12 protein-coding genes, 1 pseudogene and 2 riboswitches are annotated in these 14813 nt (G+C 39.4%); of the genes and pseudogenes, 6 read left to right on the top strand and 7 right to left on the bottom strand.

The features are described 5' to 3' along the window. Positions 1-300: 300 nt before the first annotated feature. Positions 301-2253 carry a phospholipase D-like domain-containing protein gene (locus BCM40_RS08910; RefSeq protein ID WP_065526225.1) on the top strand — a complete coding sequence of 651 codons (1953 nt, stop codon included), beginning with the start codon at positions 301-303 and terminating at the stop codon, positions 2251-2253. A 283-nt stretch (positions 2254-2536) separates the two neighbouring features. On the opposite strand, the gene BCM40_RS08905 is transcribed toward BCM40_RS08910, so the two are convergent. The 5 genes from BCM40_RS08905 to BCM40_RS08885 form a co-directional block, all read right to left on the bottom strand. Continuing rightward, on the bottom strand, positions 2537-3292 hold the full coding sequence (locus BCM40_RS08905; protein WP_156851285.1) for an energy-coupling factor transporter transmembrane component T family protein: 756 nt from the start codon (positions 3290-3292) through the stop codon (positions 2537-2539). Next, positions 3273-4703 (bottom strand): ABC transporter ATP-binding protein, encoded by a 1431-nt coding sequence (locus BCM40_RS08900; RefSeq protein ID WP_065526226.1) that lies wholly within the window; start codon positions 4701-4703, stop codon positions 3273-3275. The genes BCM40_RS08905 and BCM40_RS08900 overlap by 20 nt, the downstream gene beginning before the upstream one ends. Then, positions 4696-5277 (bottom strand): ECF transporter S component, encoded by a 582-nt coding sequence (locus BCM40_RS08895; protein WP_065526227.1) that lies wholly within the window; start codon positions 5275-5277, stop codon positions 4696-4698. The genes BCM40_RS08900 and BCM40_RS08895 overlap by 8 nt, the downstream gene beginning before the upstream one ends. Position 5278: 1 nt before the next feature. After that, entirely contained in the window at positions 5279-5869 is a 591-nt protein-coding gene (locus tag BCM40_RS08890) for a YkoF family thiamine/hydroxymethylpyrimidine-binding protein (protein ID WP_065526228.1), read from the bottom strand. A 90-nt stretch (positions 5870-5959) separates the two neighbouring features. Then, a riboswitch (TPP riboswitch) is annotated at positions 5960-6065 on the bottom strand. A 337-nt stretch (positions 6066-6402) separates the two neighbouring features. Further along, positions 6403-7581, bottom strand: a complete 1179-nt coding sequence (locus BCM40_RS08885; RefSeq protein WP_065526229.1) for an MFS transporter — start codon at positions 7579-7581, stop codon at positions 6403-6405. 82 nt (positions 7582-7663) lie between these two features. Next, a riboswitch (purine riboswitch) is annotated at positions 7664-7763 on the bottom strand. A gap of 216 nt (positions 7764-7979) precedes the next feature. Here BCM40_RS08885 and BCM40_RS08880 point away from each other — a divergent pair. Next, complete coding sequence (locus BCM40_RS08880; protein WP_238323717.1) at positions 7980-8885, top strand: HNH endonuclease domain-containing protein; 906 nt, start codon at positions 7980-7982, stop codon at positions 8883-8885. A 37-nt stretch (positions 8886-8922) separates the two neighbouring features. Here the strand turns inward: BCM40_RS08880 and BCM40_RS08875 are convergent, their stop codons facing one another. Continuing rightward, entirely contained in the window at positions 8923-9669 is a 747-nt protein-coding gene (locus tag BCM40_RS08875) for a potassium channel family protein (protein WP_065526230.1), read from the bottom strand. 224 nt (positions 9670-9893) lie between these two features. Here BCM40_RS08875 and BCM40_RS08870 point away from each other — a divergent pair, with 224 nt between their 5' ends. From BCM40_RS08870 to BCM40_RS08860, 3 genes are all read left to right on the top strand, one after another. Beyond that, positions 9894-10868 carry a macro domain-containing protein gene (locus tag BCM40_RS08870; protein WP_065526231.1) on the top strand — a complete coding sequence of 325 codons (975 nt, stop codon included), beginning with the start codon at positions 9894-9896 and terminating at the stop codon, positions 10866-10868. 81 nt (positions 10869-10949) lie between these two features. Beyond that, positions 10950-11600, top strand: coding sequence for a vWA domain-containing protein (locus BCM40_RS08865; protein ID WP_065526232.1), 651 nt, complete (start codon positions 10950-10952; stop codon positions 11598-11600). Between the two features lie 173 nt (positions 11601-11773). Continuing rightward, complete coding sequence (locus BCM40_RS08860) at positions 11774-12745, top strand: Gfo/Idh/MocA family protein (RefSeq protein ID WP_065526233.1); 972 nt, start codon at positions 11774-11776, stop codon at positions 12743-12745. A 114-nt stretch (positions 12746-12859) separates the two neighbouring features. Here the strand turns inward: BCM40_RS08860 and BCM40_RS08855 are convergent, their stop codons facing one another. Beyond that, entirely contained in the window at positions 12860-13552 is a 693-nt protein-coding gene (locus BCM40_RS08855; protein ID WP_065526234.1) for an AIM24 family protein, read from the bottom strand. Positions 13553-13775: 223 nt separating this feature from the next. Between BCM40_RS08855 and BCM40_RS08850 the strand changes: the two are divergent. After that, positions 13776-14745: pseudogene (locus BCM40_RS08850) on the top strand (LLM class oxidoreductase). The last annotated feature ends 68 nt before the right edge of the window (positions 14746-14813 follow it).

Genomic DNA, 14813 nt, shown 5'->3' with positions numbered 1-14813 from the left:
TGGTGCACGAAAGAACACCTCCATTCATAAGTAATTCCTGCAATTTTAGAACATCTTCGAAAGGGGTATTTTTCTTGTTTTATAAAGTTATGTTACTTCAGCATTCTAGATTATAAAGAAAGCAGGGAATTTCGATAATCCCAAAATGAATATTCTATTTTGATAAATGTTAAAAATAGCAAAATAATTTATATTAGATGAAATTATTGTTAAATTTTAATACTTAATTAACAAAATAGTTATACAATAATAAAGGGCTTGATGAACATTGAAACACAAAAACAAAAAGGGGATTAGAAAATGAGAAAACCGTTACATTTTGCATTGATTTTTGCACTGATTATTTCTTTTATGGCACCTAGTATCGTGGATCAAAAAGTACAGGCAGCGACGACAGGCACGGTAGCCATCAATGAAGTTGCCTGGATGGGTACGAGTTACAGCTATAATAGCGAATGGATTGAATTACATAACACGACAAACTCGGCTGTTGATATGAGCGGCTGGACTTTAAATGCTGCCGATAGCAGTCCCGAAATCCGCCTCTCCGGCACCATTGCAGCAGGGGGGTATTATTTGTTGGAAAGAACCAATGACAGTTCTGTTCCTGGCGTTACTGCTGACCTGATTTATATAGGGTCACTGGAAAATGGGGGAGAGATCCTTGAACTGAGAGATTCTTCCGGCACTTTAATAGATAGTGCAGATGCTTGGTATGCAGGGGATAACTTGTCAAAGGCAACAATGGAAAGAGCCGATCCGCTTGTGGCTGGCACCCTAGCCACCAACTGGATTGATTCTACAAAAACCTATGACGGAGGAAACGGCACTCCGCGGGCAGTCAATTCAAAAGTGAAAGGCTGCACCGACAGAACAGAACATTTAAATAACGTTTCTGAAGCGGAAGGCGCAATTAACGTTTACTTTAATAAATGCGCGGACATTTCCTATGCAAGTTCGGGGAATGAAGCAAACTATAACGTGAATTTGGAAACCCGCTTGATCGAACGCTTGAATCAAGCGACGACTAGCATCGACTTTGCAACATATGAAATTAATCTGCCGGGCATTGTGGATGCATTGATTGCGAAAGCGGCAGAAGGCATAGATGTCCGCGTGATAGCGGATGCAAAAGATGCAGCTGATCCGAATTATGTTGAACGGTTCAAAACGATGCGATTGCAAGTAGAGAAAATGGTAAGGGGACAAGATGGAAAAGTTGGAACTGCGGATGACATTTATGTATTCTCAGATTCTCCGATGTTTGCTGTAGAAGACAGTGCAGCCAGAACCGATTTGGGCTTGCCTGCCACTCCAGAAGATTTTCCACTTAAAACCGTTGCAGTCGGAAATGGGGACGAGTCAGGTTATCTGTTTGTAGAGGCTGAAGAAAAAAGCACCGATGCCTACTATAGCCCCGGAACACAAATGCATAATAAATTTGCCATCATTGATAATCGCTGGGTATTTACAGGAAGCTGGAACTTCACAGTGACCGGCTTGTACGGCACTGAAACCAATATGGAACAAGGCGTTTTGGATGGCAACCAGCAACATGTAGTCGAGATTAACTGGCCGGCATTAGCTGATGTATTTGAAGTTGAATTTAATGAAATGTGGGGCAGCTCTACGCTATCGCCTGATAGTGAAGCCGCTAATTTCAACACCCGGAAGATTGACAATACGATACATGAAGTTGATGTGAATGGAAAAATCGTTGAAATTTACTTTTCCGCAGGTGATGATGCGGTTGGGAAAATGAGAGAGTTTGTTAAAACGTCTGCTGATGTGAATACTTACTTCACCATTTTTGCCTGGAGCGATCAAGGCCTAGTCGATGAGTTAAAGAAATTATGGGAAGGATCATATAATGATCTGGAAGGTACATTGACGGGTTTTGATATCAAAGGTGTATTCGATCAAAGCTTTTGGAACCAATGGTGGTCTGCAAGTGTGGATATGACAGGACGCACCGCAACACAGGAAAGTGTTGATAACCCGAATACTCGTTGGGCTAACCCCGCACCTGTTTACACGGGTAATGAGTCTCGCAAACTTCACAGCAAAACGATGTTGATCGATGCAGACACAAACAGTGATCCAACAGTCATTGTAGGTTCCACGAACTGGAGCAATAATGGGAATAACATCAATGATGAAAACATGCTGTTTATACATGATGGAACCATTGCAAACCAATTTGTGCAAGAGTTCAATGTCAGGTATACGAATGCTGGCGGATCAATAAACTAAAGGAACAGAAAAGTAGGGGGATGACTGTTAAGAAGGAATAGTTCTTAACAGTCTTTTTTTATAGGTATTCAGGACAAACGGAATAATCATATTATGTAAACATAAAAGAAACTGTCATTTAAATAAAGTCGTTTAAAACATTTGAAAGATTGATATGTTTTTTATTTACTATGTAAATAACTACTTAAGGATATACTTCGAAGTTCAAACCCAAGTAAGCAAGAAAGTAGAGCGTTATAAAAAAGGAAATCCACATAAAACTTGGATTTCCTTTTTGTATTCTTTAGCTCAACCAAATGCCACCAAGGCAACTAGTTAGTAAAATCGTTAGAAAAACAAAAGACATCAATAGATCTGTACGACCTAAAAGAATTGGGCGGTAGTAAGCGTTTCTTGGCTCACCGGTAAATCCACGCGCTTCCATAGCAAAGGCAGAGCGTTCCGCTTTTCGAACAGCGCCTGCGAGCATTGGGATTAGCACACGGCGCATAGATAATATTCGTTGCCAGCTATGCTTTTCTACTACAGCACCGCGTAACCGTTGCGCTTGTTGAATTTGAGTAAACTCATCTTTCATCACAGGTAAAAACTGATAACCAACCATAACGCCATATGCCAGTTTTGGTGATAGTTTTAATTGTTGCATTAAACTTAAAATAAATTTTACAGGATCTGTTGTAAAAGCGAACATGAGGGAAAGACTAGAAAACGCCATGACACGAAAAGATAGCGACAAAGCGTGCGCCCATTGTTCGTCGGTTACATTGATTCCTGCAAACGACCAAATGATTGTGCCTCCAGTATCTGCGCCAAAAACGACAGTCGTCCATAAATAACCGAAAGCACCAATCGAAAAAGGTAGCATGAACAACAACCATAACTTCCAATTAATATGGCTCATGGTTAATTGCAATAATAGAATACTGCCAAAAAACAGTAGAGGCGTCCACGGATTGAAAAAGAAAGCAATTGTAAGCATGGATAGTGTGACTGCGATAAACTTCACTGAAGGATTCATGTTATGCAAAAGATTCTGCAAAACGATCTACTCCTTTCGGTGTTAACAAATGATGAGACTCTAGCAATTCTTCATTATGCCAGACATCTTTAGCATCAAATTTCCCAGTCAGTTCACCGTCTTTAATGAGCAACACAGAATCTGCTATGCTTGCCGCAAATTCCATATCGTGTGTCACGATTAAAAATGTAGTTCCTTCTTTAGAGCGCTGATCGATTAACTCAAAAAGTTCTACTAGTGCAGCTTTGTCTTGACCTGAAGTGGGTTCATCCATTAATAGAACTGGCCTTTTATCAGCAAGCATTGCTGCAATCGCAACGCGTCTTTTTTGTCCGTGACTAATCGCGAAAGGGTGATCTTCACAAATTTCATCGAGACGTAAACGAGTCATTAATGAAGTAATTTCAGTAGGGTTTGAACTACCAGAATAAGCAACTTCTTTTTGGACTGTTTGTGTTAAAAACAAGTATTCCGGTGATTGAGGCACATAACCGGTGCCATCTGATTGAATTGTGCCGGTTGTCGGCTTGTAAATATCACATAAGGATTTAACCAATGTCGATTTACCGCTACCATTTGGTCCAGCGACCACCACGATTTCGCCTCGACACACTGAAAACGATAGTGGTGTGAGTAATTGTTTGTTCTTAATCGTGACTGACAAATTCTCAACTTGTAAAGCCGTCTGCGGTTGAAGTACAGATGCCCGTTCCGGAAATAAAATCGGTTGTTTTGGTGAAAAACATTGATCGTTTACGAGACACCCGTTCTCATCTAATTGGATTTCGCGTTCGAAGAATGTTCCCCAACTGTCTAAGCGATGTTCTACTGCGACGATTGTCAATTGCGTTTTAAGTTGCAGATCTGTGAGCCATTCAACAAATTGCTTTGCCGTGTAGGGATCTAGATGGGACAATGGTTCATCGAGCAGTAACACTTCTGGCTCCATAATAAGTGCACAGGCTGTTGCAACACGTTGTTTAGTTCCTCCAGATAAAGATTGAATTACCGTGTGTCTCAAATGGGTTAGACCCGTTAATTCTAATACGGCTGTGATTCGCGTTTCCATGTTGTTAAAAGGAACCTGCAAATTTTCTAATGTGAAAGCCAGCTCGTCTTCAACAGTAGGCATACAAAATTGAGAGTCTGGATCTTGAAAAACGGTGGCAACGCGATGGTTGATTTCACCAGGCGCATAGTCTGTTGCTGGTTTTCCGAATAACAAAATTTCCCCGTCAACAGAGCCATCGCAATTATCAGGATACAAACGGTTTAACAAATACAAGAGAGTGCTTTTGCCACAGCCACTTGGACCAGAAATAACAAGTTTCTCGCCTTTTGAGACGGCGAAAGAAATATCTTGTAACGTTGCCGTTTGATCTTCTGGAAATCGAAATGACAAATTGTTTAAAGAGAGGATCTCTTTAAGCATTCACATCACCTTTTTTCGTACGTGCAATGGCATAGCCTCGCAGCGAACCTGTCGCAAGTAAGGCATCTCCAATATACTTACCACCAATTCCTGCGATGATAGTACCGCTAAGCACGCGAATAGTAAACATTAACGCAACAAATGACGGGTCAAGCGCAGCATAGCCTGAGACAAAATAGCCATATACAAAACTGAAAACTGCCGAACCGATTCCGGCAAGCATTAATACCAAAATATTAAAATGCTTGTAGCCAGTTAATGCAAAAGCGGCTTCTGCGCCAAGTCCTTGAACAACTCCAGTTAAAATTAATCGAGGTCCTACAGCGTTGCCGATTAAGACTTCGATGGCAGCTGCCATTGTTTCTGAAAGAAATGCTGCGCCAGGTTTACGGATAATGTACATGCAAATAATGGAGACGATAAACCAAATACCAAACATCCATTCATAAGCAAGGGGGCCTATCACAGCTGCCCAAATATTTGCAGCATGAACAAACAATAAATATACAATGCCAAAGACAACAGCAAATAACGACATTAAGACAACTTCTTTTAATTTCCACGATTTTAGCATGTTAAGCACCTCCATGAGATGGGCTGTTAATGCTCATCGATACGGTCATGACTAAATGGCGGTGTTCCTCAGAGCGAGCATTCGTAAACGCTTCTTCGTAAAAATCAAAAACATCGTGAATGTCCCCGTGGATACCACTCGCATAATGCATCGAATCGTTAAAAACGCCTTGTTGCTTTGCCCGATCGACTTCACGGTAAATCACGGTCATATAATCCGGATTGTTCATTGGGTATAGTGCAAATTGCGAAGAAACATATTGTTTTGTGTCGTCAGTATTCAGTAACACATCGTCTTTATTTAAAAAGACATCACCTGAAGAATCACCAGGACAGCCAATTGAAAAAGTGCCAGACAACGCGACGTGTTCACCAGTTTTCGCTGCATGTAGAGTTAAAGCTTTGGCAACATTAAAGACATGAATTTGTTTGCCACGAATAACAGTAGAGACATCGTCTGTATGCATCCATACGTTTGAAGTATCCGTTTCGTTTAAAGCTCCTTTGATTACTTTGATAAAATCGCCTGTCATTGGATGTAACGAAAAGCGAAATCCAACGATTGGACTGGTACCGCATTGCAATGGTTCCATGTAAAATTCCTCCTTAAAAATGTGCACAAAAAAGACCGCATCCGTGAAGATGCAGCCATAATCTACAAATAATCAAAAAAGGAATTATTTCAGAAATGCGCCGCACTTCCTCACGCAGGTATTATCCTGATCGAGTTTTGAGGGATCGAAGCTTGCGCTTGCATCTCAGCCAAAGTGGGCACCCCTAGTGCAGAAAACGGTATGCGGTTTTTGTGTTCGGGTTGTTCCCGATGGGTTTAGTGTAGAGGAAGTGGTGAGGGATGTAAAGAGGGAGCTTAGAAAAATATGTGAGGTGTGGAAGTTTGAGTGGGGTCTGGGAACGCTTTGGACGCTTTTGGCATGGCTTTCGCGATAAGCCAGGAAAAACGCCTGTCTTATCGCTTCGCCTAGCCCGTCGACGCGCCGGTGCTTAGTGAATTGTTACACCAGTAAATATAGTTTTTATATGATAAAAGTGAAGTAAATGCAAAAAACAAGAGTGAAACTAAAAGGTTTCACTCCTGTTTTTTATTGGGCTTTGTGTAATTTAACCATTAGTTTTGACTAGTAGTTTGTATATGGTTACGAACAATGGCCGGTCGTGTTAATGAGAATATGGCACACCCAAGTGCAATAAGAACAATAACAGCGCCAACCCAAGGCATGCTTGAAATTGAACCGGTTTGCGCTAATGCGATACCACCAATTGCAGAACCTAGAGCAATACCAACTTGTAGAGCTGAGTTATTAAAACTTTGCTGAACATCTGATGTTGCTGGGTCTATTTCAATTAGGTAGCTTTGTTGCGGTGGAGATAAACTCCAGCTAAGGGCTGCCCAAATGACCATTACAGGCAAGAACACGACTAACGAGAATGTTGTGAGTGGTAGTAAAAATAGGGAAACAGCAAAAGTTGAAATGACGATGATGATACTTTTTTTCGATCCAATCCAATCGGACAACGCGCCACCGATTGCACCACCACTAACTGCTGCAATACCGAATAACAAGTAACAGACACTAACCCAAAATGAATTTAAGTTAAGAATAGTTTCAAGAAACGGTGTGAAATAAGCGTATACCGTGTAATGTCCGGCTAACATAAACATTGTCGCGAGATGCGCAGAACCGATTTTTGCACTCGCAACGGCTTTTAGTTGTTGCTTAAGCGGAACTGCTGTACCACCGGCAATTGGCTGAATATAGAGTGCAATCAATGCCATAGATCCGATGGAAAGTAGGGCGATGCCAAGGAAAATAACACGCCAGCCGAACAAGTCTGAAACAACAATTCCAATTGGCACACCAAGAACGAGTGAAGAACTGATTCCCATAAAGATAAAACCAATTGCTTTTGCTCGGTATGGAGGGTCAACAATTTTAGCGACAATGGTGAGCGACAAGACGACAATAAGTGCAGTGCTTGCAGCGGTTAACACACGGGCGATCATCATCCACGTGAAATCAGGACTAAAATAAGTCATAATGTTTCCGAGGAAAAAAATGAACATGGCAATCAAATACACTTTTTTTCGTTCGAATTTGCTGGTTGCAACAAGCAATACAGGACCTGCAATAGCAATAATCATTGCAAAAACTGTAATTAATTGTCCGGCTGAGCTTAGAGATACATCAAACTCTGCAGCGATTGTCGGCAAAATTCCCCCGATAATCAGTTCGACAAGTCCCACAGCTACTGTGGATAAGGCTAAAATATACACTTTTAAATTCATTGCTTTTAACGCTTCCTCTCTTCTTTGCATTTGTAATAGATTTAAGGTTTGTTAAAAACACAAAAAAATCCTGATTACAAAAAACGAACGGATCGTTTTCTGTAATCAGGATTTTGAGGTTCCTGGTAGAGACCCCTAAGCCATATCCTTAGGGTTATACAGATGCATATAATTTATTCTTAGAAAATCTTACTATAAACAAAGTTTTTCTGCAAGTGCACTCGAGAATTGATATCATTAATACTGTAAAATAATAGTAACTTTATAAAGTAGCTGTATTTTTTTGAATTTGGTTACATTTAGAATGAGGTGAAATAGCAGTGGCAGAAGGATGGAAGTTAAAAGAAGGAGCAGCCACCTATAGGACTGTATCAGCTGATCAGCTATAGGCTCTATGCATGAAGGTATTATCATCTCAGGCTGTAAAAACAACTTCTTATAAGTATGTATTGCTGAGAGCTATTATTGAGAACCTTTATAAGACTAATGATGAATTTGAGCTGAGTTTTAATCAATTGGCAGAGTCTTTTGCCAGACTGTACTGGAATTTAGTTGTTCGAAATGGCTATTCTCAAGGATACCAAACGAGTATTGAGAAGGGTTTAATGGAGTTCAAATTAGAGTTTGCTATTCCAGAAGGGGCTTCTTTTGATGGACTACAAAAAAATCACCAAGATGAATTGATTCGTCGTATCGAGGTTAGTATTTTGCGTAAATATGTAGTAGGTGCGTTGTATGCTGATACGAACGGACTATTTTACGGTTTTTCTAAAAAAAGTCGTAAAATAGTGCTGACCCCAGGAAGTTATGAATTTTTACTGAAGTACCAAACAATCCTTTTTAAACTTATCAACTATGAAATGGCAAAGTTTCTAGAAAAGAAAAATCCGAATTTAACTCAAGGAATTTTATTGCATGAAATTGAGAACATTACAAAACGCGAGTCGTTAAAACAATTTCAACAATTGATTGTGGAACACTCTGGCCACCATTGTTTTTATACAGAACAACCATTAGTGAAAGCGCCACGGACAATAGCGGTAGATCATTTTGTACCTTGGAGTTTTGTTCATAGCGATGACTTGTGGAATTTTGTTTTAACCTCTTCAACGTTAAATTCTCGAAAAGGTGTAAAACTTCCTGCAGAGCGGTTCTTAGGGAAACTGCATGAGCGCAATCAATTGTTAAAACAAAGTGGCAATGTTTACGTGAAACAATATATGGAAAACTATAGCTTTCACCAATTTGAAAAAATTTATAATTATGCAGAGTTAAACGGCTTTGAGAAAGGCTGGTTACCATAGATAGGTTTATAGTGAAAAAAGGTTCAACCCAAGTTCGTTATTCTTGGATTGAACCTTTTTCTTTTGCATCGCTACCAGTATCTTTAGTAGCTTCTTTTCGTTTAATGTAAAGATTAATCATCTCTATATCATCTTTAGTTAACATATCAACTTCTTCTATAGTCTTTAGGATATCAAGAAGTTTTTTTTCGTGTCCTTTAGCGATTTCTTTATTGAAAAAGCTTGTGATAGAAGAGGTTAAAGTACCGATAATCCCGATTCCGACCATCATAAGAACAACCGCAAGGATACGACCAATGGGGGTCTCTGGTGATAAGTCTCCATATCCAACAGTTGTGGTAGTGACAACAGCCCACCACAATGCATCCGCAAAAGTTTCGATTGATGGTTCTAGAATGACAATAGGGATCGGAATTAGGAATAAAAGAATGAGCGCAACGATTAATACTTTTTCTAAGCCATTTGTTTTCAGTAATTTGTATACGGGTTTCATGTACCGCGAACCAATGCCAATTAAGCGAACTAAACGCATCAGTCTGGCGATACGGGCAGCTCTAAAGAGAGCATCGAACGGAATAATGGCGATCAATTCAAATGGGTGCTTTTTAACATAGGTCCATTTGTTTTTGGCATTGAATAATCGAACGGTGTAATCAATAACAAAAATCCCCCAAATGATTCGGTCCAGTAGGATAAAGCTTTGATCTTCTGAAAAAGCAAAGAAGATAGATATTAAGATAAGAACGAACATAATGCTTTCATATATTATGACACCTTTTTTCATTAGGTTGCTCCTCTGCAGTAAAGGTATAATTAAACAAAAGTTTAATAGACAGAAATAAAATACTTAATTTAACTGTAACGCAAATATAGTGTGGTTGGTTAGGTTTTTTTATTTGTCATAGGATACTAATAGTAAAGTTGATGTCATAAGCAATTGGTAAACTATAAAGTAGTGATGAAAATTAGGTGGAAGGTCCAAACTAAAAGAGTCAAAGGGGGAAAAACATGCCATTCGAAATTGTACGAAATGACATTACAAAGATGAAAACTGATGCAATTGTCAACGCGGCGAATACTAGTTTGAAGATGGGGGGCGGAGTATGTGGGGCCATATTTTCTGCTGCGGGGTCTCATGCCTTACAAGAAGCTTGCGATCAAATTGGTCATTGTGACGTAGGAAGTGCGGTGCAGACAAAAGCCTTTTCATTAGATGCCAACTACATCATTCATACTGTTGGTCCTGTCTGGCAAGGAGGAGGAAAGCACGAAGAACAATCGCTGAGAAGTTGTTACGAAAATTCGCTCAAACTGGCACATCAGCTTGGTTGTAAGTCAATTTCATTTCCGCTTATTTCTACGGGAATTTTCGGTTATCCAAAAGAGCCTGCTTTACAAATTGCGGTTTCTGTCATTGAAAAATTTTTAGCGGACCATGAAATGCATATCTATCTCGTAGTGTTCGATAAAAAGTCTTTTGGAATCAGCAAAAACCGTTATCAATCGATTGCGGCTTTTATTGATGAAAATGAAGTTCGAATACTAGAAGAACAAGATATGCGATATCGCAAAAAAAGTGACAACGAACATATCTTCTATAGTCCTGAGATTGAACTTAGTTTAGATGACGTGTTAGGGAATTTAGATGAATCTTTTTCAGCGCGATTGTTTCGTTTTATAGACGAAAAGGGCATGACGGACATTGAAACGTATAAAAAAGCAAATATTGACCGAAAGCTGTTTTCTAAAATACGCAATTCGCCTAATTATACACCGATGAAAAAAACCATAATTGCATTTGCTGTAGCGCTCGAGCTAGATCTTTTGGAAACGGAGGAATTGCTTGAGAAAGCTGGGTATAGGTTATCTAAAAGTCATAAATTTGATTTAATTATTCTATATTTTATTGAGCGGGGAAACTACAATATTTATGAAATAAATGAGGTTTTGTTCGCTTTTGACCAAGTACTACTGGGTGCGTAAAATGTCGCTTTAGGAGCGACCCATTGGCGTGTTGAAAATCATACCCTTAAGTTGTAAAGAAAACTTAAGGAGGAATGTATGATGAGAAATGAAACGACAGAATTGGTTTTTATATTGGATAAGAGTGGGTCGATGGCAGGGCTAGAGAAGGACACAATTGGTGGATTTAATGCATTGCTTGAAAAACAGCGGAAGTTACCCGGAGAAGTTCGTGTCACGACGGTATTGTTCAATCAGGACTATGAGTTGCTACATGATCGAATTCCGGTAACAGGAGTTGCTCTAATTACTGAAGAGGATTACCAAGTGGGTGGAATGACAGCCTTGCTTGATGCGATCGGTTCGACCATCCAGAAAATAAGCAATGTGCAAAAAAGCACTTTGCAAGAACAACGGGCAGACAGGGTATTGGTAGTAATTACGACAGATGGTATGGAAAATTCCAGCTGTGAATACTCGTATAAAAAAATTCATGAAATGATTGCGATGCAGAAAAATACGGCAAATTGGGAGTTTATCTTTCTTGGAGCGAATATCGATGCCGTCGCCACAGCTAGGCAGTTCGGGGTAGGAGAAGATTTTGCGGTGAATTATCATGCGGACGCTGAAGGTACCCAACTTAACTATGATGTGGTGAGTGAAGCTGTCAGTTCTTTTCGAACAGGTAAAAAAATGAATCGCAGCTGGAAAAAAGAAATTGAACAAGACTTTAACTCTCGCCAGAAAAAATAAGAGAGGCGCTAACTAGAAAATTTAGATAGTCAAGTTCTTGATTTAACTTTGTAAAGAGGATATATATAAATTCTTAGAGTAATTAATGTATATTGGTTTGCATCAATTACTCTGAGAAGTTTTAACTCAAGAAGTAGGCGTTACTATCTTTTTATTGAGAAAGGGAGATAAAGATGAAACGATTAAATTGGGGTATCATCGGACCAGGTAGTATAGCTGAAGACTTTGGGAAAGCGATTCATGACGTGAATGGTCACGTGTTTGGCGTTTGGGGCAGAAATTATGAAAAAACCAAAGCTTTCGCTGAACATATAGGTGTAGAACACGTTTATAAAAGTATGGACAGTATGCTTTCAGATAAACAAATTGACATTGTATATATCGCAACACCTCATCACCTTCACTATGATATTATGTTAGCGGCGTTAAACAAGAACAAACATGTGCTCTGTGAAAAGGCGATTACGATGAATACAGAACAGCTAAAGGTAATTATGAAGTTGGCAAGATCCAAAAATCTAATTGTAATGGAAGCTATGACCATCTATCATATGCCGATCTACCAAGAGTTACAGGATCGAGTCGTTGCGGGTGATATTGGCAATGTGAATATGATTAATGTAACATTTGGTAGCTGTAAAGAAGATGATCCAACAAACCGTTTTTTTAATCCGGATTTAGCGGGGGGCGGTTTGTTAGACCTTGGTACATACGCATTAACTTTCATGCGTTACTTTTTATCTAGTCACCCAACCGAGCTGCTTACGACTGTAAAGAAACATGATACCGGGGTAGATGAACAATCAGCAATCGTGATGAAAAACGAGCAAGGTCAATTGGCTGTTGTAACGCTTGCTTTGCGAGCAGATCTCCCAATACGTGCAATTATCGCAGGAGATAAAGGTTACATAACAGTAGACAATTTCCCAAGAGCAGACCTGGCCACCGTCACATATTCATCAGACGGTGCTATCGAAACGATTAAAGCGGGCGAAAGTGAGAGAGCTCTCCACTATGAGGTGGAGGCTATGGAAGATTTGGTAGTACATAAGAAAGAAAGTTGGACGTTAGCTCTTTCGGAAAATGTGATGGAGTTAATGGATGAAGCTCGTAAGCAATGGGATTTAACGTACGATTTTGAATAAGAGTCTCTTAATCGCGACTTTTTTTGTAGAACCTCTATTTAAAAAGGTTCTGGTAGTTAATCCAGAACCTTTTTTCTGTAAATAATTTAAATGCATCATAGTACATGGCGAAAGTCATTTCTGCAAAGCTTGATAAACCTCCTCGTAAGGCTGCACCACAACAAATCCATTTCCGGAAAACTTCATCTGTACGGACTCGCCGCTTCCTCGTCCAAACAAACTTTTCAATTGAATGTCTGTCACAAAATCAGGTTCTAAACTACCTGACCAAGCAACTGTTGCATTTGGATCAGTGTAAATAGGCTTGTCAGGCGTCACAAGTAAAGTGAGCGGTTCGTAATGAGAGGTAAAAGCCACAAGTCCTTCACCTTCTAATCGAATATTAAACAGCCCACCAGCCATCATTCCGGCAACACGTCGCATGAGTTTAATATCCCATACTAAACCATCTTGAAAAGCAAGAAGATCATTTCCGTTGATGTAAATACTTTCGCCTTCGAGATCCAACACAGTAATCTTTTTGCCGCTGTCAGCAACATAAAGTTTGCCTTCACCATGTGCTTTCATCAATTGTGCGCCTTCACCACTGAAAGCTTTTTTAACAAATTTTCCAAGTCCATGCTCGAGCATGCCTTCACGCTCAAATTTAATATTGCCTTCGTAAGAAATCATAGAGCCGGCTTTTGCCCAAACAAGCCCATTCAAATTCACTTCTAAAAGACGATCTGTTTCGAGTTCGAAAAATTCACGTGCATTTTCGTCTTGTTTTGTTTTTTGAACAAATTGGTGAATTGAGTACTTCGACATTGGATGACCTCCTTGAGTTGTATAGTACTATATACGTTTGCTTGCGCAGATAGTTCCAGAAAAGTAACAACTTATATTCTTTTCAATCATACAGGTTTTGCAAGTTTTTTTATGATGAGTCTTCAAACAGAAATATTTACTTTAATTAACGACACTGCTATTCTAATGTGGATAGTTATTATCCATGTTAGTTAAAACAATACAACAGTCAGGTGGAACAAACGTGAACAATTTTCAATCTCATAATGGGTTTGCACGAACGTTTAAAGAAAACAAATTAACGCTCGGAATTTCGTTTCCTTTTGAAACGGCTAAAGATTATTCTCAAACAATGGATATAAGCTACCAAATGAGGCTTGCTAAACCAAGCAGAAGAAGCTGGTTTTGCTTCTTTATTTATAAGGGATTCGCCACTTTTTGATCCGAACTTTGGAGACACAGGAGTTATACACGATCCTTTTCAACTTCTTGCTTATACAAGTGCGCATACAAAAGAAATTGCTTTAGGAATCGCCAGTGTAATTACGACTTTACGTCATCCCCTTCATTTAGCTAAATCGGCTGCATCTTTAGATGCATTGTCGAGTCAGCGTTTTTTATTTGGTGCTGCGACAGGGGACCGTCCAATCGAATTTCCAGCGTTTAAAGTAGATAGAGAAAATCGAAATGAGTTATTTAAAGAGTCAATTCACGTAATGAGAAAATCTTGGAACGAGTCTTTTCCTACTATACAATCTGCACGGGTTGGGTTAACTGAAGGAGATGTTATTCCAAAACCACAGTTAAAAAATATTCCGATTTTAGGGACAGGTTATTCTGGGCAGACAATTGAGTGGTTAGCAGAACATACAGATGGCTGGATGTTTTATGGTCAAGAGGCTAGTCGACAAAAGCGGCTAATTCAGCAATGGAGAACAGCAACCAATGAATTTAAACCGTTTTCGCAACCTCTAGTTATTAACTTGTCCGAAAAACCAAATGCACCACCAAGTCCAGTACCCATTAAACTTGGATTTACATCAGGGCATAAATTTTTAATTGATTATCTATATGCACTCGAGAAAATTGGAGTTAATCACGTTATTTTAGCAGTAAAAAATGGTCACCGCCCGTTGAATGACGTACTGCAGGAATTAGGAGAGTTTGTTATTCCGCATTTTCAAGCGCATCCCAAACCTATAAAAAAGGAATGAATTTTTATAGGTAACTGACTTTTGGGTTTAAAGTAGCTAATTAAAGCGCATAAAAAGTGGAGGCCAGT

It is taken from the genome of Planococcus donghaensis (assembly GCF_001687665.2).
Taxonomy (GTDB): Bacteria; Bacillota; Bacilli; order Bacillales_A; family Planococcaceae; genus Planococcus; species Planococcus donghaensis.
Note: the sequence above shows the minus strand (reverse complement) of the source record. Positions and strands in the feature narration are given on the sequence as shown.